Raw genomic sequence first — 21416 nt, forward strand, 5'->3', positions numbered from 1 at the left:
GTACCCTCTGCGGTAAGCCTGACTTACCCTCTGCGGTAAGCTCGGCTGACCATAGCGTGTCGGTCGGGCTGCGACAAAATCTTAAACCCGCTCACAATTTATAAGACTTTAATCGTTTAATAAGATGTAAGATTGTATAGTTCCGTTTATTTTACATCTTCCTAAAAGATGTTTTTTTATCAAAACCGTGATTCACTATTTTTTCACTATCGGTTAAACCTGTTGATTCACAGTTTCGATCGTTTTTAGTTGACGTTGAAGCGAATGTTAGGCGCTTATCTTGACTCTCTTTTGGCTGCAATTTCATATACCTCATTATCCTGTCGTACAGAAATCACAATAATTTTCATTATATTGTCTAAATCAGTTTGTTCCAACTTATAAACTATTCTTAGTCCTGATCCTTTTAGTTTAATCTTGAATAATCCGGTTAAATTATTTCCACCTTTATTTCCCAATGGTTTACCATAACCACCTTTCACATTAGATTCCGGATTTTGTGCAACCTTAGTTATAGCTTTCAATACTATTTTTTGTTGTGCTCCGTCCAATGCTTTCAACTCTTGTTTTGCTTCCGGATGATAAACTATTTCCCACATTGATTACTCCAATTCGATATCAATGTTTTCCAGTTCTTGTTCATTTATGTTTAAATCAGTAAGAAGATCGGTGTGTGAAATATACTTTACATTATTTGATAATCTATTGTTTGCTTCAGCCATCAATAAAGCATCTTCATATTGTTCAATCAGCGCTTGATAATCTTGAGGACTTATCAGAACGCATTCCGGAGTATTATTTTTTACAACAATTCTTATTCCGTCATTTTTTACTTCTGTAAATATTCTATTTGCCTCACCTTTATTAAAACGGCTTATAGGAATTATGGAATCTAATATATTAATAGAATTTACTGCATTCATAGATAAACCTCCATGGCAAAATCTCTGGTAATAATATAACATGAAAGACAAATACCGACAAGTATATTACTATATTTACCGATATATTTATTGATAACTCTCTAAAATAAGACTTTGTGCATATAGCTTTATTCGTGCGGAGGTGTTAATCCCCCGACTCTCTCCGTCGGGGGAGATTGTTTCTCTTTGGTGCCCGCCGGGCGCTCCGTCCAACATTCGCTTAACCCGCAACGAGGCTTGCCGCAAAACAGCTCGGTTTAGTTGACGTTGAAGCGGGTGTTAGGCGCTACTTTTGTTTGTTATAAGTTTCGCAACAGCATCAATCAGAAGATACAAGATTTGAGGTAAATGGAATCACAACAACAGTATTCAAATGCTTTATTCCAAGCAAATCATTTTGCATTACAACAGCCGGACGCACTTTTGCCGGAAGACTGCCAACAGGAAGTCCAAAATCTATAAGCCATATCTCACCATGTGTCATTTTTCAGTTCTTCCCACATGGCATTCATAGAACTTCGGGAAATGTCATTTTCCATTTCAGAGTAATTTTCTTCTCTTTTTTTTGACTTTAAAGCTTCCAGCATTTTTCCCATCAAAATTATTGACTGGTCATACGAAAGAGAAAGAGCCTGTTTTGTAAAATCTTCAAATACTGTATCGACCATAATATACCTCGCTATCAGATTATAACATATATGCGGTACATTTTCATTATATAAACGATAATGGGAATAATTATTTGCTTTAATTTACAACAGAAACACCCCTTTTTTAAGTTGTTAATCGCACCCGCCGGGCGCTCCGCCCAACATTCGCTTAACCCGCAACGAGGCTTGTTTCGTTTGTCGGCGCTAAAGCGGGTGTTAACATATTATCCTTTTATACTTAATAAAACTTTAAAAAGTTCTTCCATCATTTCTTTGTTCGGCAAATGACCTGAATTTCCTACTACTCTATAGTGTAAATTTTTATTACCCGAACTTTCACAAAGTTCCTTTATAATTTTTGTAGGGGAAACTATATCGGTTTCTCCCTGTAAAATATAATACGGAACACTTACATTCTTTAATTTTTCAGATAAATCAATATGAAGAATTTCGTTCCACAAAGAAATACTATCTTTATAGCCGTTTATAAACATAGCTTTGAAATCTTTAAATGTATAATCAGGCGATTGGAATAAACCTAAAATAATTTTTCCGATTTCCAGGGGCTTTGATTTTTTATTATTGTATGCATTCGTCTTTTTTCTTAGCAAACAGGATACTAATTGCAAATCTTTACTTTTTATATTATCGATATTCGTATTTTTTATCCTAGTTATTATCCGTTCCGAAACGCCGCTTTCTTTCAATGCATTATACACTTCTTCGTTGTAGAAAATATTTTTTACAATTTGTCCTATCGCCAAAACTCCGTCAATCACTTTTGATTTTTTTTCAGCGACCGATAAACTTAATATGCTTCCCCATGATGCACTGAAAATAAATAATTTATTGTTCGGAAATTCTTTTTTTATAGAATCAATTAAATCGCAGGTCATCTGAACAAACCGGTTTATTGTGAAATTATCGTCAATTTTATAGTTATTGATTCCACAACCGAGCTGATCCCAACAAACCGTAATAAAATTATCGGTAAATTCAGGAAACATTCCTCTGCAACCCACACAAAGAGGAATCGGCGTTCCCGGGCCTCCATGCAACGTTATTAATATCGGCAAATCATCCCGTTTGCCTTCAACTAAAACCTTTTGCGAAAATCCGCCTAAATTGAATTCTGAAATATGTGAAATTTTATTATTTTTTATGACTGTTTTTCTGGTTTTATTCATTTGTTTTACCTTTATTTATCGCGCATCGGCGCATTATTCCGACGCCGCTTCGATTTTTACTATAATATCATACAAAATACACTTCTTCAATTACCGGCTCGGATTGCGGGCGGTTTTGTACACTACCCCAGCGGCAAGTAAAAACGATAAAAAATCACAGATCGGCTGCAGCAGGTAAATGCCGGTTTTTCCGTAGAGGGCGCTCAGAATATATAAAAGCGGAATGAAAAAGAATCCTTGTCGTGAAACGGATATGAAAAGCGCCGAAAAATAATTGCCGATATTCTGCATGAGCATACTGCTTGCGGCAAAAAAGGCTAAAAACGGCAGGGAGAAACATTGCATCCGCAGTATCGTAACTCCGGCGGAAACCACCTCATCATCGGCGGACATAAGCCCGATACAGTGTTCGGCAAAAAAAAATAAAATTATCGATGACGCTGTTAAAAAAATTGTGCCGACTGCAACGGTAATTATAAAAGCTTTTTTTACTCTTTCATATTGTTCGGCACCGTAATTCATCGCGCACATAGGCTGAAAGCCCTGAGCCCAGCCGATCATAATCATATACGCCAAAGCGGCAACCCGTGAACTTATCGTTAAAGCCGCTATCATGCTTTCGCCGTAGCGTGCCGCCGTAACATTGAGTAAAACCAATGCAACAGAAGTAATCGCCTGCCGTGAAAAATTAGGAAGCCCTCCCGCAATAATGTGATAGATGCGATTTTTATTGCAGTGAGCTTTTTTTATACTGAAAGGAATATTCCCGTGCCTTTTCGCAAGTACGGTCAGAACGACGCAGCCGACAATCTGGCCGATGAGCGTTGCGTATCCCGCGCCGATAAATCCCATGTTAAGCGGAAACATCAACAGCGGATCGAGCACCATATTGCAGAGCATGCCGGAAAGTAAGCCTATCATTCCGTCGCGTACGTTTCCGCACAAGCGCAGCTGATTGTAAACCGTCAATGCGTATAAGCTGAACGGAATGCTGATGATAATGATCCGTAAATACTGCACGGTAAATGTGAGTACATCTTCGGATGCACTTCCGCCTATGAGTTTTGAAAGCGGTAGAATAAAAATACTTGCTCCGATTGCAATCACAACGCCGGTTATAATTGCAATGACAATGCCTATCGACGAAAGGATTTCCGCTTCCGCATAGTCTTTTTCTCCGATTTTTTTCGACATTGCATTGCCGCTGCCGTAGCCGAACCAAAAACCGATTGCCTGAATAATGCTCACAAAGCTGAACACAATACCGATTGCCGCAATCATCGATCTGTTATGCAAGCGTCCGACAAAAAAGGTATCGGTTAAATTATATATAACGCTGATCAACATACCGATTATTGTCGGAATTGATGTTTTAACCAACAGCGGGAAAATCGGTTTTGTTAAAATATTCAAGCGTCTCAGCTCTTTTGAATCCATCGCGGCGGCTCCGTAATTCTGCGGAAAATACTACACAGCGGCGCCCATGTTTACATCGCTCCGCACCTCTCCGGCATTTCCGTCGACCGTAATCATGTCGCCGTCCTTAAATCGTGTGGTGGCAAAACCGACACCCAGTACCGCCGGTATGTTAAATTCCCGTGCAACGATTGCCGCATGGCTGAGAGCGGAACCGGTATCCGCAACGACAGCGCTTGCAAGTTTAAAAAGCGGCGTCCATTCGGGATCGGTAAGATGGCATACGAGCACATCGCCTTTTTGCATCTTATAAAATTCTTCAGGCTTGCGGATAATACGGACCTTTCCTACAACAGTCCCCGGACTGCCGCTTACCCCTTTCAGCACGGCACCTGTCGAATCAAACACCAGTAATTTTGATGCTTCCCACACCTTTTCCGCAAGCGGGAATTTCTCATTCCGTCTTGCGATCTTTTCTTTATAGACATCGGTTAGCCGGCCTGCTTTCAGCACTTCCGTTAATTCACGGTGAAAAAGATTGGCAATCCCGTGTTTATAATCTTCACTGTTTAACAACAGCATATTTATCCGCTTTACACACTGTCTGACATAATAAAAGAGCGTTTCCCACAGATACTGTGATTCTTCGCGGACAACATGAAAGTATCGAAAGTTCCGTACATCGTGTTCTATACGCGGGTATTCGGCTCCATAGATGTTCCGCAGTTTCTGCATTAAAGTCGTATAATTTCTATTATTATGGGAATCCTGATCGGATGCGTCAGGGGTGCTTAAAAGCGGACGTACAATATTGACAAGCCTGTCGGGATCTTCGATAAACGTTTTTGCTTCGATGCAATAGCAGTTGTAGTCCGACTTAAAACCGTTGCAATTTATAAAGTCATCTGCAAGCCGTTTAAATTCGGGGAAGCCTGCACACAGGGTTTTGAATTTTTCTCCGGACAGTACGGCTTCCGTTAGAGCGGCATTTTTCTTTATCTCATCGGCTATGCGGGAAATATCGTTTGTAACAACGGCGGTTCTATTGTTGAGCTGCCAATAGAAATCAAATGCGGAACAATTTTTATCTACATGTTTGATTATTTTGGTGAATTTTTTGCTCATCAAAGAAGACGGAAATAACGCGTATTTAAATCTGTCATACGCAAGCTGTTGAAGCAGTTCATAACTCCGTTCCATAAACGTACCGCACTCCGCTAAACTCATATTTTCAAAATGCAACGTTTTGATGCCTTCCATCTCTTGTTCATAATGAGTCATAAATTCTTTGCACACTTTGGAACAATAGTCGAAGTTTTTAAGCATGCGTATTATTTTAAAGATATGGACGATATTCGGCGTCAAACCCTTTTTATTGTTCGGAAGTGTCTGGATACCGTCGTCATCAATTACCGGATTTGAATTAAAAACGAGACCTCCTTCCGCAAATATCCGTGCTTTTTGATTATTAATTGCCGACATATAGTCAAAATCGAGCGCCCGATACGCAAAGGGCATTTTTTCAAGTTGAAACGCTATAAATTCTTTTGTACTTTTCGGTAAGGGCTTCTTTTGAATATATTTTTGAATGAGTTTTTCATCATCATTGTTCTTTAAGGCCGTTATTGCGCGTGCCTGCAAAATATATATTTTATTGTTTTGTATTGCCCATTCAATATCCATCGGCATACCGTAGTGCTTTTCTATGTTTAACGCCGCGCTCACAAGACCCGCAATCTCGGTATCATTCAATGCCCGCGCTATTCTTTTTGCTTCGCTTACCGGTTCTTCCTTTGTATTTTTATCGTCATAGACGATTTGTGTTTCTTTGCTCCCGATGTTTACTTCGATTATATCGCCCGCCTTATTCACGATATAACTATCCGCCGTTACGCGTCCCGAAACGATACTTTCACCCAATCCGTAACTTGCGTTGATCTGCATTTCATCTTTGTTTTGCGTTACCGGATTAAGCGTAAACAAAACACCGGCTTTTTCACTTTCTACCATTTCCTGAATGATAACGGCAATCGCAACAGTGCTTTGATTATATCCCTGATTAAAACGATAGCTTACCGCCCTGTCTCCCCACAGCGAAGCGTAGCACTGACGTATGTAAATCAATACATCCTCTATGCCTTGCACATTCAAATAAGTTTCCTGCTGTCCTGCAAAACTCGCATCGGGTAAATCTTCCGCCGTTGCCGATGAGCGCACCGCAACTCTTGCCGATTCTCCGAGCTCAGCGTATTTCTCTCTTATCTCTTTTTCCGATTGAGCGGGAAAATGTCCTGCTATAATTTTTTTCCGAAATTCTCCCGCTGCGGACAGCAATGCCCGTTCATCCGCTTGCGCTTCTGCGAGAGCGCGCGAAATAAATTCGTCAATTTTATTTTCTTTCAAAAATTCCCGATACGCCTCTGCCGTAATGACAAAGCCTTTCGGCACATTTATTCCCGCAGCGGTCATTTCGCCGAGGTTGGCACCTTTACCGCCGGCCCTTAATATGTCATCCTTATGTATCTGCGCAAAATCAAGTATCATTTTTATTCCTCCATAATTAAACTTTTCAAAACTATGCCGTTATCTTTCTATATACTTATTTACTATTCCGGATATAAATGTCCGTAGCACTTCTTTAAAATACGCCGTATCAAACTGATAGTAATGAGAACATAATAAAAAACTTCCGGTAAACGCATTCAATAAGCCTTTTTTATTCGCCCGCTTAATTACGCCGTTTTGTTCCCAATATTGTATAAGCCTTGTTAAAAAATCATCATACAGACTTTCAATCCCATGAACTTCATTCCGGTCTTTTGCTTCGAATACCTTAAACGCATCCCTATAGATCGGCTGGTTTTGAATTTTTATCATAAGATCGACTAAGAATTCGTATATGCTGTCCGCAAGAAATTCCGCCGGATTTGCAAGCGAAGCTGAAAATCTCTTTTCAACCGTGCGTAATTTTTGAACCGAGCGATACGCAAAGAGTTCCATAACCAATGCATCTTTATTCCGCCAAAAATTATAAAAACTTCCCTGCGCAATACCGGCACGTTTTGTCAGCTCCGCTATACTCAAAGCCTTTGTTCCTTTATCGTGAAATAAATCGAGTGCAGTTTCCAGAATCTTCTTTTTTATTTGAATCCGTTCTTGTTCGGTAAACGCTTTTGCCACCGTCCGCTCCTCAGCATATCTTTATTTTACACAGCTATGAATATTCTATCTTTTATTCATTGCCAGTATAGCAAAAGAGCGCCCGTATGTCAATGAATATTTTAATAGTTATTCATAGAGATGTCATTTTAGCAGCTTGTTTAGAGGCAGCCATTAAACTTCAGCCAGGAAGTTACAATTGCGGAATATACACAATTGGTTTCTGCGTAATTTTATAAGCCCCCCATACATAGCATTATTCGGTTGTTTATTGTATAATCAGACTACAGGAAGGAGCCTATTATGAGCCGTAAAAGTTTTTGTGAGAAAGATGGTATCGTAATTACCTATACCGATAATGATGTATGTTTTGAAGATTCTCAAACAGCCGAAGCTATTTTGTGATAACTGAATTCCGCAATCTTGACGCACTGGAGAGCGCCTGATGCCCATAGCGTAGAAGTGCAATTTTATAATTGATTATATTAGGAACCCTAAATTGACCGGCAGCCTATCTCGCCGTCCGTGTAGCTTCTGATTTAACAAAAGAATTTACCGGCGGATTAAACGCAAGTTGGGGACTCGGCTCCGACTTAAAGGACGATCCCAATAACGTAAAAGCCGGCGCCCGCTTCGATATCAATCCGTATATTTTATGGACGATAAACAAGGCCCACATGCTGTCGCTCGGCGCCCAGCTGACCATAGCATGTCGGTCAGGTGGCGACAAAATCTTAAACCCGCTCATAATTTATAAGACTTTAATCATTTAATAAGATGTAAGATTGTATAGCTTATTACTGAGCAGATGTAATAGGCTGGGATATTTAATATTCCGATAATTAAAATACTAAGAGGATCCTCTTCCGCTCTGAAAATAAATATCCAAAATGTTTCGAGAGAATCGGACAACAAATATGATATTTCCGATGCCTTACACATTAAAAAAAATAAACCGCAAGAGCAGACAAAAACAATACTGTTAAAAAGTAAAAAGAGACAGAATCTGAAATGAAATACCTTTGTACTCAATAAGAATATCAAACCGCCTATAATAAGATAATACGGTATTATTATCTGTAAAAATATTCCTGCATGTATTGTCCCCAACAACATCATACTGAAATAGTGAATAATTAATAATGTAAAAAAATAAAAAATATTATTCATTTCTCCGGTACGCCCGGCACCCCCCGCATTATCTCTTGTACGGAACAGCAAATCGTCTTAATATCTTTATAATTAAATAACTATCTTAATATTATACTGAATTGTCAATAGGTGAAAAGTTGTGTGTAAGCTCTTCCTAAACTCCGCCAGATCAAAACAGCAACATCTTTCTGCCGCGTGATGTATATAAACTGAACGGAATGCCGATACAGGTAAATCGATGGCGGAACAAAGGTCATAAAACCGGTATAATGTTTAGCGAAATAAATCCATGCTGTTTTAGAAGGAGGATATTAAAAATGGCTTATGTGTACTTAATGGACAACAAAAAAGCATTAAACTTGGAAACAGTAAAAAAACATGTTCAATATTTGAAAAAATTGGATGATTTGGGAAAGCTTGTATTATGCGGACCGTTTACCGACTATGACGGCGGAATGGTAATATTGGAATGTAAAAACATTGAAGAAGCAAGAGCGATTGCGGAGTCCGACCCTTTTATAAAAGAAGGATATAAGACCTTTGAGCTGCGAACCTTAGGTATTGCAAATAAAGAAAATAATTACGGGCTGTAAAAACAGTTAACGGTTCACGGTTTTAAGTACACGGTTAATTCCACGGGGTTGTGGTCGGAGTATACAAAGGATTCGTCGAAGGTACATACCGACTGCAGCTCGACGTTCGGCGATAAAATAAAACCGTCGATGATGTAGTACTGCCAGTTTTTGCGCACAGTTTCGTCGTACAGGGCGCTTTCGTATACGCCGTTGTTCAGCCGGCACGAGGGCACCGCATCGTCGGCGGCAAAGCGCCAGCCTTCCGGCAGCATGGCAGCATCCAATATGCCTGCCTGCCAAAGACCTTCATGCTTAGGATACCGCGCCATATTCAAATCGGGGAAGGTTTGGTTAAAGTCTCCGCCTGCAATTACATAGTTTCCTTTTTCGTATTCGGCGGTTAAAAAATCCATGAGTGCCTTTGTTTGCGCGGCCTTCCCCTCGCCTTCATCGTAGGCTTCCAAATGCAAATTCACGGCGACAAGTTCTTTACCGGAAGCCAACGGAAACCGATTGACGAGCAGGCAGCGCTTAAGGTTTGCAAGACGTACCGGCCATTTAAACGGAACGGGAAGCGAGTAGCGTATCGAACTTTTCGGCACAAATTGCGTAAATGTCGCAAGACCGCCGACAACCCGCCCGAGCGGCGGAAACGGAAAGGGTACAAACAGGCTTTTATAATTGCACGCGAAATTTCCCCCGAGTGCCGTCGCCTGCGAAAGAAAGCGGCTTTCATCGACATAAAACGAACGCGCCGAGCCGACATCCAGTTCCTGCAAAAACCACATATCGGCTTCGTGCGCTTTTATAAAATCGGCAATGCCGGTAAGGTTTTCTTCCACCGCCGCCCTGCTTTCCGGACGCACCATAGTGCCGCCGTCCATAAAGAAATCCTGCTTTGCGCCCAAAGCGCCGTAGCCGATATTCCAGCTGATAATACGCACGCTTTGTCCCGCGTCAAAAGCCGCGTCCGTAAAACCCGCTTTACCGGCAGCGCCTTCAATAACGACGGCGTTTTCCGTTTGAGCGGGGCGGTACTCGGTTATACTGAGCACAAGAATCAAAACGGCAAATAAAAACGCGCCGGCACCGATTAACGAAGCGGCACATACCGCGGCGGTTTTAAACGGATTCATCTTGGAACGCACGGATTTATGTGAGGAATTTTTCATACTGTTATTATAACCGCAGTGCGAAAAAATGTACAGAAAAAATGTATACAAAACAGGATTTCAGTATGAACAAAATACAATGATGACTACCGTAAGTCCTGCCGGCATACAGCGCAGTTGCGCTTTTCCGTCATTTTGCGCATGCGAAGTCAAATCGGATTCGGCCCCGAATTACATACCGGCTCTGATACGATCAAAAAGCGACGCCCCCTTGTTTACGGAGCGAAGGATTCCCGAATCACCGATCGCCGAGCCCGCATTTTTGCCCACCGATTCCACGGGGTTTTTATATTTTATCGCCAAAGCGGTCCCGATATATTCAATTTCCCTCTTACTTCCGGTGATAAACATAAAAAGATGCCTCGTATTCTTATCAATCGTATCGATGCGCACGTTAATAATATCATCGGCGCCCAATTTTACGGCTTCGCTGATCAGCATATCATATGTAATTTTTGAACCGCTCTTCTTTTTCAAAATTCTGAACGGCAATACCGTAAATGTTTCTTTTGACGTAACCCGAACAATACCGACCGGTTCAAAATCCTTCACTGCGGTTTCGGCATAGTCTGACCAACCGGTTCTGTTTGTCGCCAAATCGACCGTTGTACACGCACTCATCAAAAATACCGCACTCAATAAAAGTACCGATAAAATCAAAATATTTTTCTTCATACTTTCCTCCTGAATGAACACTACGGTAAATAAAACTTTCTTCTATAATACCCCCCCCCGAAAAAAGTCAAGTACTTTTCGTATTATGTCGTATCGGAATCATGCATTTTTTTACAATATTACGAGATATTTTGCTTCAAGCATTTGACAAGAACAGCTTCTTATGGTACCCTAAACTGAATTATGCTAGTTTGGAGGCCGCATTATGCCGGTAGTATTGTACATTGGTCTCCCGCTGACTGGGCTTATTCTTGGATGGATTATTCGATGGCTGTATGCCAGATTTCAACTATCTGCATCGGAACAGAGGGCGGAACGTGTAAAGCAAGACGCTATTAAAGAAGCTGAAGCTCAAAAAAAAGAAATTTTACTGGAAGCGAAAGATCAACTCATTCGAGAACGAAATCAACAGGAACGGGAGAATAGGGAAAGACGCGGAGAATTGCAGCGTCAGGAACGAAGGCTTGCATTAAAAGAAGAAGCGCTCGATAAACGGTCGCAGAATTTCGATAAACAGGAAGCCGAATTTATTCACAGGGAACAGCTGATTACACGCCGCGAAACGGAACTCGCGCAGGAAGGCGAACATTATCGCAAAGAGCTCGAACGCATTTCGGGTTTAACCGCCGAAGACGCAAAAAAGCTGATTATTAAAGATCTTGAAAACGACGCGAAGCACGACGCTCAAGCTCTTTTGAACAAGATTGAACAGGAAGCGCAGCTGACTGCCGAAAAAAAAGCGCGCGATATTCTCGTTACGACGATTCAGCGCATTGCAACCGAAACGACCGGTGATATAACGGTTGCAACCGTATCGCTGCCGAGCGACGAAATGAAAGGGCGCATCATCGGGCGCGAAGGGCGGAATATCCGCGCCCTCGAAACGCTCACGGGAGTCGATATCATTATCGACGACACTCCCGAAGCGGTCGTTATTTCGTGCTTCGATCCGGTTCGTAAAGAAATCGCGAAAACCTCGCTCGAACGGCTCATAGCGGACGGACGGATTCATCCCGCCCGCATTGAAGAAATCGTGCAAAAGGTAACGCGCGAAACCCAGCAAAAGATATACGAAGAAGGCGAAAAAGTTTTGTTCGATTTGGGTATTCACAACATGAGTCAGGACGGCGTACGCGCGCTCGGCAGGCTGTATTTCAGAACAAGCTACGGACAAAACGTGCTGTACCACTCAAAAGAAGTCGCGATTATTGCCGGCATGATCGCCGCCGAAATCGGCGCCGACCGCGAACTGGCTAAACGCAGCGCTCTTTTGCACGACATCGGGAAAGGCGCGGAAACCGATTCCGATCAAAACCATGCAGAAGTCGGTATGGAAATGGCACGCAAAATGGGCGAAGATCCGAGAATTGTCAATGCGGTCGGCGCTCACCATAACGATATCGAACCGGAAAGCATCGAAGCGGTTATCGTGCAAATTGCCGATGCGGTTTCCGCAGCGCGGCCGGGCGCACGGCGCGAAACGATGGACAATTACGTTAAGCGCCTCGAAAATCTTGAAAAACTTGCCGAAAGTTTTGCCGGCGTCGAAAAAGCCTATGCGATTCAAGCCGGCCGCGAACTTCGGGTTTTGGTAAACAACGAAAAGATTCCCGATGCGGAAGTAAAAGAATTGGCGCGCAAAATCGCCAAACAGATAGAAACGGATTTGCAGTATCCCGGCCGCATAAAGCTGACGATGATACGCGAAACCCGGATTGTCGAATACGCGCGCTGAAAACTCGTCGCATACAAAATCAACGAGGCTGTCCGAAAACTGAAGTTTTCAGGGCAGCTTCGGCGCCGACTTTAAAATCCGTATTATAATCGATGTTGCTCCGTTATTATCCGTAAAATCCCGTCTTTTAATTCCTGCTTTTTTGCGGGCGTAAGTTCGCTTTTGTCGTGCAGGTCGAGCGTGTCGGCAAGGCGCATCGGATTTTTTTTGCACACGAAAATAACGTCGGCAACCGAAAGCGCTTCTTCGATGTCGTGCGTAACGAATAAAATCGTATTTTTTTCTTTTTGGTGAATCGCAAGCAAATCGGCAATCATCTTATGTCTGATACCGTAGTCGAGCGACTTGAACGGTTCGTCCATAAGCAAAAGCTCGCTGCCGTAATAAAGGGCGCGCGCAATCGAACAGCGCTGCTTCATACCGCCGCTCAGTTCGTCAGGATAATAGCGCTCGAATCCGGTAAGGCCCGCCATATCGATAAAACGCTGCACTTCTTTATCATCACCTTCGGGATTTACCGATTTGATATTTTGCGCGACGGTCAGCCACGGAAGAATCCTGTCTTCCTGAAACACATAGCCGATTTTTTTGCCGCCCGTTTGCAGCGAGCCTTCAAAATTCGTATCGAGACCCGCGACGATATTAAGCAGCGTCGACTTTCCGCAGCCCGAAGGCCCCACGATAACGGCGATGTCGCCGCCGCGCACAAAAAAAGAAAGACAGTCGATAACCGTTTTGCCGTTGTAGATTTTTTTAAGATTGTTTACGCTGAGCATATTTTTGTTCCTTCGGCACAAACAGCAAAGCGACAGCGGCTTCCAGCACATAGTACATGCACACTGACACGACGGTCCACGCGATAATCGCTTCCGGTTCGATATTCAAACGCGCGTTCACAATTTGCCCGCCGATGCCGGAAGACGTCGTCAGCACTTCGCCCATAACGACCGTTTTGGATGCGGTACCCAAGGCGATCCGCAAGCCCGAATAAAACTGCGGCTTTACGGACGGCCATGTGATTAAAAAAAAGCGCCGCTTTTTCGTATATTTGAAGACGGTTCCCATCTCAAGCAGTTTTCGGTCTACATGCAAAACCGCATCCTGCACCGAAATCGCGATAATCGGAAAAATCGCAACCGCGACGATAAGGACGGCGGGCTTTCCGTTAAAACCGAACCAGATGATCGCAAGCACGAGCAGCGCAACGGGCGGCACAACCTGCAGCACGCCGAGAACCGGCTTGCACACTTCCCGGCACGTTTTGCACACGCCGCACACATAGCCGACGAGGCAGCCCGCCGCAATGCCGAAAAAAAGCCCCGCGCCAAGCCTGCCCAAAGTTTTTGCCGCTTCGTGCAAAAGATCGGGAGCGGACAAAATGCGCGTAAGTATTTTACCGACGGCCGGAATCGGCGGCACTACAAGCGGCGGGTACGCCAACGAGAGCACCTGCCACAGTGCAAGCATGGCGAGCGCCGCTATGCAGTTATTTTTTATAGAGGATTTTTTCATCGGGAACTTTTCCGCCGATCGTCGCCGGATCAAAATCGACTAAAAGCTGCCAAAACTGCTGCAAGTCGGCTTTCGCATCGTATGCGTTTTTATAGATAAGTCCCATGCGCGGAATCGCTTTTTGCACAACCTGCGCTTTCATGCCGAGCTTGGAATCGGCAAGAGCAGCCGCCTTATCGGGATTTTGCAGTACCCAGTTCAGCGCCTTTTCGTATTCCGCTTCAAAGCGTGCGACAAGTTCGGCATTGTCTTTTATGAATTTCGATTTTGCGCCGAAGCCCGCATTCGGAATAATCGTGTTGTCGTCGGTAACTTTTTTCCATTCTTCTTCGAACGAAAACGCGACACGCGCATTTTTATTCTGCATTAAAATCGCCGTAACCTGCGGCTCGATCATCGTCGCATATTGAATTTTTCCGGCAGCCATCATCTGCGCGATTTCCGGACGCGAAGAATAGATAATCGTTACATCTTTTTTCGGCGTAAGGCCTGCTTTTTTCATAAAAAACTGCGTGATAACGTCGGGCGGAGAAGACTGCAGCGGGACATACACGGTTTTCCCTTTTAAGTCCGACCAGTTTTTAAGCGCGGGATCGGTCGTCAAAAAATACGAAACGCCCCACGTGTCCACATTCGTCAGCGTTACGGGAACGCCCTTGTTGTACAGCTTTGCGACAACCGTCAGCGGAAACGCAAACATATCGAAATCGCCGCTCTGCACCATCGCGATAAGTTTTTCCGGCGCATCCCAAATCGTATATTCGATTTTGACGTTTTCGCCGAGCGCATTCGATTCGATCATGCGCAAAACGGGCAAAGCGGGCGGCGCTTTCGGCATACCGATGCGGATCACCTGTTCCTTTGCAAAGACGGCACAGTTAAGCGCAATAAACAGCGCGGCCGCGGCAAACACTATTTTTTTCATCTCTGATACCTCCGGATGATTGACACTGCTCAAAAGTTAGCATAAACTAATAATAAGTTCCGTTGCCGCTGCAACAAACGGGGAAAAAATGCTGAATTTTTATACGTCGTTTTTGGCGCGAACGGCGGTATTCAAAGGGATTCCCGCCAAAGACATAGACAAAGCGATCGCCTGCCTGCGCGGATTTTATAAATCGTTCGAGTGCGGGCAGGAAATATATCGTTCCTGCGACATCGTTTCTCATGCGGGAATCGTCGTCGAAGGAAGCGTTCACGCCGAACAAATCGGTGTAGACGGTAAAACCGTGCTGCTCAAAGAAATCGGACGCGGGGAATCTTTCGGAGAAGCGCTGTGCTGTCTCAGGCAGGCAAATCCGTTTTTGCGCATTATCAGCGCGGGAAAGACAAAGGTTTTGTTCATTCACCTTCCCTCGGAAGACGGCGCAAATCGGTGCGGCTGCCCCTACCGCATAATCGTGCTCGAAAATCTGTTGCGGGAAATGGCGCGCGACATTCAGCATCTCAACATGAAGATCCAACTTTTGGCGCAGCCGACGCTCCGCGACAAGCTTTTGTTTTATCTGCATCTCACGCAAAACGCGCTGCACCGCAATTCGTTTACGCTGCCCTTTACGCGCGAAAAACTCGCGCAATTCATATCGGCGGACAGGAGCGCCGTCTCGCGCGAGCTGAGCCGCATGAAACGCGAAGGAATTATTCAAATTGAAGGCAAAACGATAACGCTTAGGCCGAGAGATGCGCACGAGCAAAAAACGGACATCAAGGCAAACGTTCACGATAAATTTTCGAATTTTTTGAATAATTTGTTGCCGGAGCAACAGCCGGCAGCACGAAAATTCGGTATAAGTTAGATAAGACTAAACGCGTAGGGCTATCAAACCCGAGAGTCTGTCAACGGAGATGTAATGAACGACTTAAAAACCGTTTTGGATATAAATCGCGCTCACTATAAAAAATTCGGTTTATCCGTGCCGATTTTTGACGAACTTATCGTCGGTTTCCGTTGGATTATGAGCGCCGACACACAAAAATGCATGAGCCTCGCGTTCCGCGCCGAAAGAACGATGCCGCCTGAGCGCTATGAAGAAATTGCGCGAAATTTATACGGTAAACCGCTGGATGAGTGCATCGAATCGCTGCTGGTCAAAGGCGATCCGCAGTTGCGCAATCTTATCGTCAGTTTAAGCAATTTGATGAGCAAACCGTTCAATTCGAGCGAACTTTTGGCGAAGCGCGGCATTATGAGAACCGAAGGGCTTACCTTTCCGTATAAAACGGAAGGCAAAAAAATAGGCCTTATCGGCTTCGGAGTTTATATCAGCCGTTTTTTAAATAACTGCGCCGAATTCCATGCGTTCGATTTGCGGGCGCCCGAACAGATTTTAAGCTATCGGTTTAAAGATGGAACACACCGATATCCTTCGGGCATACGCTGGCATCTCGGAAAAAACGCACTCGAATTTTCCGACCTTTTGAAAACACTCGATATCGTAATTATGTCGGGAAGTACCGTCGTCAATAATTCCTATACGGAGCTTTTAAAAACGTCGAAACGCGCCGAAATAAAAGGCATATACGGACCGAGCTGCGAACTGTGTCCCGATTACCTATTCGATTTGGGCTTCAATTACATTTTCAGTACAACGCTTAAAGATAAGGAAACTTATTTGCAAACATCGCTGGGGCCGGATCCCGTCTACCGGGAATTCGACTATATGGATCTGTATGAACTCGCGAAAGAATAAAAACCACGGAGGTGTGATATGCTGAAAAGCAAACATATATTTTCCATCGCAAAAGACAATGTACCGGTAGAAGGGTGTACGGTATCGGAAAACGTGCTGCAAGGCACTGCGTGCAGCATGAATATTTTTTCGATTGCTGCGGGCACAAACATCAGTCCTGAAAGTTACGATTATCCGAAAATCTGGAAGATCGAAGAAGGCGATGCACAAGTACTGTATTTGACGGCCGAAACGCAGGCTCTTCACAAAGGAGACATTTTTATTGTACCGCAAAACATTCCCGTCGGCATACGGAGCAAAACGGGATGCATATATTCGGAAATACTTTTAAACAAGGAGTGTTCAATGAACGACATTTTAAAAAGCGCGAAAGTTTTCGCATTAAAGGATCTTCTTCCCTATAAAGAAGGAAAGATTGTAAACATGGACCTCGTCGACGGCGACAAAACTAAATTTGTGATCATGGCTTTCGATGCGGGAACCGGATTGTCCGAACATTCCGCACCCGGCGATGCGATCATCTTCTGTCTCGACGGCGAAGGCATTATCGGATATGAAGGAAAAGAGTACCGCATTCGCGAAGGTGAAAACTTCAAGTTTGATAAAAACGGCAAGCACTACGTCAAAGCGGAAGGCAAATTCAAAATGGCCTTGCTGCTCGTCCGCGACTGATTTATACTCGGAGGCATTATGTATTACGAAGCGGGTCATATATTTTTGGCAAAGCTGGGCAAAACCACGCTGCGCCCCGGAGGAATCGATGCGACCGCATGGCTCATCGAACAGGCAAATATAAAAAGCGACACGAAGATTCTCGAAGTCGCGTGCAATATGGGAAGGACGATGATTCAGCTGTCGAAAAAATTCGGCTGCAAGATCACCGGTGTGGATCTCGATAAAGATGCGCTCAAAAAAGCGGAAGCAAACATTAAGAAAAATCATCTTGAAGATAAGCTGACGTTGATTCACGGCGATGCGCTCGCGCTGCCGTTTGAAGACGCAAGTTTCGACATCGTCATCAACGAAGCGATGCTGACGATGCTTATCGGCGACAAAAAAGACAAGGCGCTCAAAGAATATTTTCGCGTACTCAAGCCGGGAGGACTGCTTTTGACGCACGATGTTGCTCTCAGGACATCCGATCCCGCCAAGCAAAAAGAGTTGCGGAGCGCTTTAAGCAAAGCCATAAACGTGAGCGTTGAGCCGCTCGATGCCGCCGGTTGGGAAGCGCTCTTCCGCAAAAACGGTTTTACCGTTACGCAAAAATGCGGAGATATGACGCTGATGAGCCCGCGCGGCATGATCCACGACGAGGGCCTTGCCGGCGCGCTGAAAATCATACGCAACGCGATGAAAAAAGAAAACAAAGCGATGTTCCGGCAAATGTTCCGCTTTTTCAACGGACACAAAAAAGACCTCGCCTACATTTGCAGCGTCGGGACAAAAAATAAAGTATAAAAAAATTCACTTTTCGCAAAAAACAATTTGACATCCGCAAAAACTCGTGCTACCATATTACCTGTAAACCTGTTAGACAGGTAATATGGTAATAAGCCGGCACGTATGCTGCCGGTATTAAAATTTAAGGGCCGGCCGATATGCTTAAGGGCGCTGCCTTTTCGGACGGTCTTGCAGGAGTTCAATATGAAAAAAATACTCGGTATGACGCTTGCCGCGTTGGCGCTGCTGTCGGTAATCTTTACGGGCTGCCGGCCGCAGGAAAAGAAAACCGTCGAATTGACGTATACGATGACGGCCGTTCCGACCGATGCGCACACGAAAGCGATGATGGTTTTTAAAGAAACGGTCGAAAAGCTTTCCGGCGGGACGATTAAAGTGCTCACCTACGATTCGGCCTCCTTGTTCAAACAGGAGCAGGAGCTGAGTGCCGTAAAAACGGGACAGGCCGACATGACCGCAACCGCGGCCGCATGGCTTACCGACGGCTCTCCGTGGGTATCGATGTTTACGGCCGGCTACATATTTAAAAGCTATGATCACATGACAAAGGTTATGAACGGCCCGATCGGACAGGAAGTATTCGACCGCATTGCAAAAGAACAGGGAATCCGTCCGCTCGGCGCACAATATTTGGGTACGCGCCAAATGAACATGGTCGAGGATAAAGCTATTCGGACGCCCGCCGATCTTAAAGGCGTAAAACTGCGCATGCCGAATTCCGATTCGTGGATATTCCTCGGCAAAGCGCTCGGCGCAAATCCGACGCCGGTTTCGTTTTCGGAACTGTATATGGCGCTGCAAACCAAAACCGTCGACGGCCAGGAAAACCCGCTGCCGACCGACAAAAACGCGAAATTCTACGAAGTAACGAAATCGATTACGATTACGAACCACGTCGTAGACAGCGTGTGGCCCGCGATCAACGAAAAAAAATGGCAATCGCTTACCAAAGAACAGCAGGGTTGGATTATGGAAGGCGTAAAAGCAGGCATCGAATTCTGCGACAAAACGAACCGCGCAGCCGAAGCCGAGCTTATCGACTTTTTCAAATCCGAGGGGCTTAAAGTGTACGAAGCCGACCTCGACACATTCAGCAAAGAAGTCCTCGGCAAATATCTCGCAAGCGATTACGCAAAATCCTGGGACAAAGATCTGTTCGACAAGGTGCAAGCTGCCGGCAACTGATTACCTGACGCGTACGGCAAAGTCTCGTGCTTTTGCCGTACGGTGAGCGCCGCTTCGGGGCGCAACGGAGATGCCATGAAAAAGATATTATTATTTTTGCGGAATTGTATGGAAGTGTATATTCCGATTATTTCCTTTTCCGTAATGTTTATTGCGTTTATTTTGCAAGTCGTTTCACGCTACGTTTTTAACCGTCCGATCATCATGACAAACGATCTTATCGTACTGGGTTTTTGCTGGACGGTTATTCTCGGCGCATGCTATACGATGCGAAAGCGCGCTCACGTACAGTTTACAATGCTGTACGATATGTACAGCCCGAAAGTTGCCGCGGCGGCACGCTTGGCCGGCAATATCATTATTATTTTAACCTTTGCCGCGCTGTTTATCCCTTCAATCAATTTTTCACTCTTTCAGGGATTCCAGCGGACGGCGGTTCTTCGCGTAAGTCTTACCTGGGTATTCATACCCTTTGCATATTTTTTGCTTTCGGTTATCGGCTACAGTATTAAGCCGTGCATCGAAGATATAAACGTAATCCGCGGCAAACTTGACGATTCGGCCGACCATAAGGCGGACAAAGAAAACGCGGCGGTGGTCGGAAAAGCCGCAGACGGAGGCAGCGTATGAGTTTCGGACTTGCAGCAGCGCTTATCGTATTTATTTTAATTTTTATTTTACGTATGCCGATTGCGCTCGGTATGCTCAGCGCCGCCGTGTGCTATCTTTTAATAACCGGCCGCGATTTAAGCCTTGTCGTCAATCAGGTCATGAACACGTTTTACACGAATTACGTTATTATCGCGGTTCCTCTTTTTATCTTTACGGCGAACGTAATGAATTCGGGAAAGATCACCGACATGGTCTTTAAATTCGCAGGCGGCTTGTGCGGACGCATGAGAGGTGCGCTCGGACATGTAAATGTTCTTGCGTCCCTTATTTTTTCCGGCATGACCGGTTCTGCAATAGCCGATGCGGCCGGCTTGGGCAAAATCGAAATTCAGGCAATGCGGCAAAAAGGCTTCGACGACGAATTCAGCTGCGCAATCACCGCCGCGTCGGCGACGATCGGCCCCATATTCCCGCCGTCGATTCCGCTGGTTATTTATGCAATGCTCAGCAGCACATCGGTCGGCGCTCTGTTTATGGGCGGTATGATTCCCGCCGTCATGCTTACGATATTCCTTATGGTATACGTCGCCGTCGTTGCAAAAAAGCGCAACTATCCGCGCGGCGATAAAATCGTACTGCACGAATTTATTGCCTTTACGCTCAAAGCGCTTCCGTCGCTGCTTACGCCCGTCATCCTCCTCGTGGGTATTTACACGGGCGTTATGACACCGACCGAAGCGGGCGCCGTCGCGGGATTGTACGCACTGATTATCTCCGTTATCGCATACCGCGCAATGGGCTGGAAAGACTTGTTCGAAGTCGTTAAAACGACGGTAAAAGACGTCGGCGCAACTTCGCTTATGATAGGGGCTGCGACGATTATCAGCTATATCGTTGCGCGCGAACAGCTTGCGGTACACATCGGCAATTGGATCCTTTCGATTACATCGAGCAAGTATCAATTTTTGCTCTTGGTGAATATCGTCATACTGTTCCTCGGCATGTTTATCGATACGTCGACGATTCAGCTCGTTTTCGTTCCGATTATGATTCCCGTCGCTCAGGCGCTCGGCATCGACATGATTCACTTCGGCCTTGTCGTAACGTTCAACATGATGGTAGGACTTTCCACGCCGCCGTTCGGCATGCTCTTGTTTATTACGAGCGGTATATCGGGAACGCCGCTTAAAGGCATTATGAAAGAAATCGTCTGGCCGCTTGCGGCGATGCTGCTCGTGCTTATAATCATAACGTATTTGCCGGAAACGGTACTGTTCCTGCCGAAACTTGCGGGATTGCTTTAATGATACAA

Annotated in this window: 22 protein-coding genes; 9 read left to right on the forward strand and 13 right to left on the reverse strand. The window is 44.8% G+C overall.

Annotated elements, in window-relative coordinates; genetic code table 11:
- Positions 1-275: 275 nt before the first annotated feature.
- From HMPREF9194_RS08980 to HMPREF9194_RS09010, 8 genes are all read right to left on the reverse strand, one after another.
- On the reverse strand, positions 276-599 hold the full coding sequence (locus HMPREF9194_RS08980) for a type II toxin-antitoxin system RelE family toxin (protein ID WP_016526058.1): 324 nt from the start codon (positions 597-599) through the stop codon (positions 276-278).
- A gap of 3 nt (positions 600-602) precedes the next feature.
- Entirely contained in the window at positions 603-923 is a 321-nt protein-coding gene (locus HMPREF9194_RS08985; RefSeq protein WP_016526059.1) for a type II toxin-antitoxin system Phd/YefM family antitoxin, read from the reverse strand.
- Between the two features lie 319 nt (positions 924-1242).
- Complete coding sequence (locus HMPREF9194_RS12140) at positions 1243-1407, reverse strand: type II toxin-antitoxin system PemK/MazF family toxin (RefSeq protein WP_084663113.1); 165 nt, start codon at positions 1405-1407, stop codon at positions 1243-1245.
- A complete protein-coding gene (locus tag HMPREF9194_RS08990; RefSeq protein ID WP_016526060.1) occupies positions 1394-1591 on the reverse strand; it encodes a hypothetical protein in 198 nt (65 codons plus the stop codon). The genes HMPREF9194_RS12140 and HMPREF9194_RS08990 overlap by 14 nt, the downstream gene beginning before the upstream one ends.
- Before the next feature lie 206 nt (positions 1592-1797).
- Positions 1798-2760, reverse strand: a complete 963-nt coding sequence (locus HMPREF9194_RS08995; protein WP_016526061.1) for an alpha/beta fold hydrolase — start codon at positions 2758-2760, stop codon at positions 1798-1800.
- 90 nt (positions 2761-2850) lie between these two features.
- Positions 2851-4197, reverse strand: a complete 1347-nt coding sequence (locus HMPREF9194_RS09000; protein ID WP_016526062.1) for an MATE family efflux transporter — start codon at positions 4195-4197, stop codon at positions 2851-2853.
- A 30-nt stretch (positions 4198-4227) separates the two neighbouring features.
- Positions 4228-6720: a PEP/pyruvate-binding domain-containing protein gene (locus HMPREF9194_RS09005; protein WP_016526063.1), complete on the reverse strand. Its 2493-nt coding sequence runs from the start codon at positions 6718-6720 to the stop codon at positions 4228-4230.
- Between the two features lie 39 nt (positions 6721-6759).
- Positions 6760-7356 carry a TetR/AcrR family transcriptional regulator gene (locus tag HMPREF9194_RS09010; RefSeq protein ID WP_016526064.1) on the reverse strand — a complete coding sequence of 199 codons (597 nt, stop codon included), beginning with the start codon at positions 7354-7356 and terminating at the stop codon, positions 6760-6762.
- Between the two features lie 1448 nt (positions 7357-8804).
- On the opposite strand from HMPREF9194_RS09010, the gene HMPREF9194_RS09020 reads away from it, so the two are divergent.
- Entirely contained in the window at positions 8805-9080 is a 276-nt protein-coding gene (locus HMPREF9194_RS09020; RefSeq protein ID WP_016526067.1) for a YciI family protein, read from the forward strand.
- A gap of 14 nt (positions 9081-9094) precedes the next feature.
- On the opposite strand, the gene HMPREF9194_RS09025 is transcribed toward HMPREF9194_RS09020, so the two are convergent.
- Both HMPREF9194_RS09025 and HMPREF9194_RS09030 read right to left on the reverse strand, forming a co-directional pair.
- Positions 9095-10234 (reverse strand): endonuclease/exonuclease/phosphatase family protein, encoded by a 1140-nt coding sequence (locus HMPREF9194_RS09025; protein ID WP_156828022.1) that lies wholly within the window; start codon positions 10232-10234, stop codon positions 9095-9097.
- Positions 10235-10405: 171 nt separating this feature from the next.
- Positions 10406-10909: a hypothetical protein gene (locus tag HMPREF9194_RS09030; RefSeq protein ID WP_016526069.1), complete on the reverse strand. Its 504-nt coding sequence runs from the start codon at positions 10907-10909 to the stop codon at positions 10406-10408.
- Positions 10910-11114: 205 nt separating this feature from the next.
- On the opposite strand from HMPREF9194_RS09030, the gene rny reads away from it, so the two are divergent.
- Positions 11115-12644: a ribonuclease Y gene (gene rny / locus HMPREF9194_RS09035; protein WP_016526070.1), complete on the forward strand. Its 1530-nt coding sequence runs from the start codon at positions 11115-11117 to the stop codon at positions 12642-12644.
- 83 nt (positions 12645-12727) lie between these two features.
- Here the strand turns inward: rny and HMPREF9194_RS09040 are convergent, their stop codons facing one another.
- The 3 genes from HMPREF9194_RS09040 to HMPREF9194_RS09050 are packed head-to-tail and all read right to left on the reverse strand — an operon-like array spanning position 12728 to position 15081.
- Positions 12728-13420, reverse strand: coding sequence for an ABC transporter ATP-binding protein (locus tag HMPREF9194_RS09040; protein WP_016526071.1), 693 nt, complete (start codon positions 13418-13420; stop codon positions 12728-12730).
- Positions 13398-14156, reverse strand: a complete 759-nt coding sequence (locus HMPREF9194_RS09045) for an ABC transporter permease (RefSeq protein ID WP_016526072.1) — start codon at positions 14154-14156, stop codon at positions 13398-13400. The genes HMPREF9194_RS09040 and HMPREF9194_RS09045 overlap by 23 nt, the downstream gene beginning before the upstream one ends.
- Positions 14131-15081, reverse strand: coding sequence for an ABC transporter substrate-binding protein (locus HMPREF9194_RS09050; RefSeq protein WP_016526073.1), 951 nt, complete (start codon positions 15079-15081; stop codon positions 14131-14133). Before HMPREF9194_RS09050 ends, HMPREF9194_RS09045 begins: the two co-directional genes overlap by 26 nt.
- An 88-nt stretch (positions 15082-15169) precedes the next feature.
- Between HMPREF9194_RS09050 and HMPREF9194_RS09055 the strand changes: the two genes are divergently transcribed.
- From HMPREF9194_RS09055 to HMPREF9194_RS09085, 7 genes are all read left to right on the forward strand, one after another.
- Positions 15170-15952, forward strand: a complete 783-nt coding sequence (locus HMPREF9194_RS09055) for a Crp/Fnr family transcriptional regulator (RefSeq protein ID WP_016526074.1) — start codon at positions 15170-15172, stop codon at positions 15950-15952.
- Between the two features lie 54 nt (positions 15953-16006).
- Positions 16007-16846, forward strand: coding sequence for a Rossmann-like domain-containing protein (locus HMPREF9194_RS09060; RefSeq protein WP_016526075.1), 840 nt, complete (start codon positions 16007-16009; stop codon positions 16844-16846).
- Positions 16847-16864: 18 nt separating this feature from the next.
- Positions 16865-17518 carry a cupin domain-containing protein gene (locus HMPREF9194_RS09065; RefSeq protein ID WP_016526076.1) on the forward strand — a complete coding sequence of 218 codons (654 nt, stop codon included), beginning with the start codon at positions 16865-16867 and terminating at the stop codon, positions 17516-17518.
- Positions 17519-17536: 18 nt separating this feature from the next.
- A complete protein-coding gene (locus tag HMPREF9194_RS09070) occupies positions 17537-18304 on the forward strand; it encodes a class I SAM-dependent methyltransferase (RefSeq protein WP_016526077.1) in 768 nt (255 codons plus the stop codon).
- Between the two features lie 186 nt (positions 18305-18490).
- Entirely contained in the window at positions 18491-19492 is a 1002-nt protein-coding gene (locus HMPREF9194_RS09075) for a sialic acid TRAP transporter substrate-binding protein SiaP (protein WP_016526078.1), read from the forward strand.
- Positions 19493-19567: 75 nt separating this feature from the next.
- Entirely contained in the window at positions 19568-20122 is a 555-nt protein-coding gene (locus HMPREF9194_RS09080) for a TRAP transporter small permease (RefSeq protein WP_040846302.1), read from the forward strand.
- Entirely contained in the window at positions 20119-21408 is a 1290-nt protein-coding gene (locus HMPREF9194_RS09085; protein ID WP_016526080.1) for a TRAP transporter large permease, read from the forward strand. The genes HMPREF9194_RS09080 and HMPREF9194_RS09085 overlap by 4 nt, the downstream gene beginning before the upstream one ends.
- The last annotated feature ends 8 nt before the right edge of the window (positions 21409-21416 follow it).

Source organism: Treponema maltophilum ATCC 51939, assembly GCF_000413055.1.
Lineage (GTDB): Bacteria > Spirochaetota > Spirochaetia > Treponematales > Treponemataceae > Treponema_C > Treponema_C maltophilum.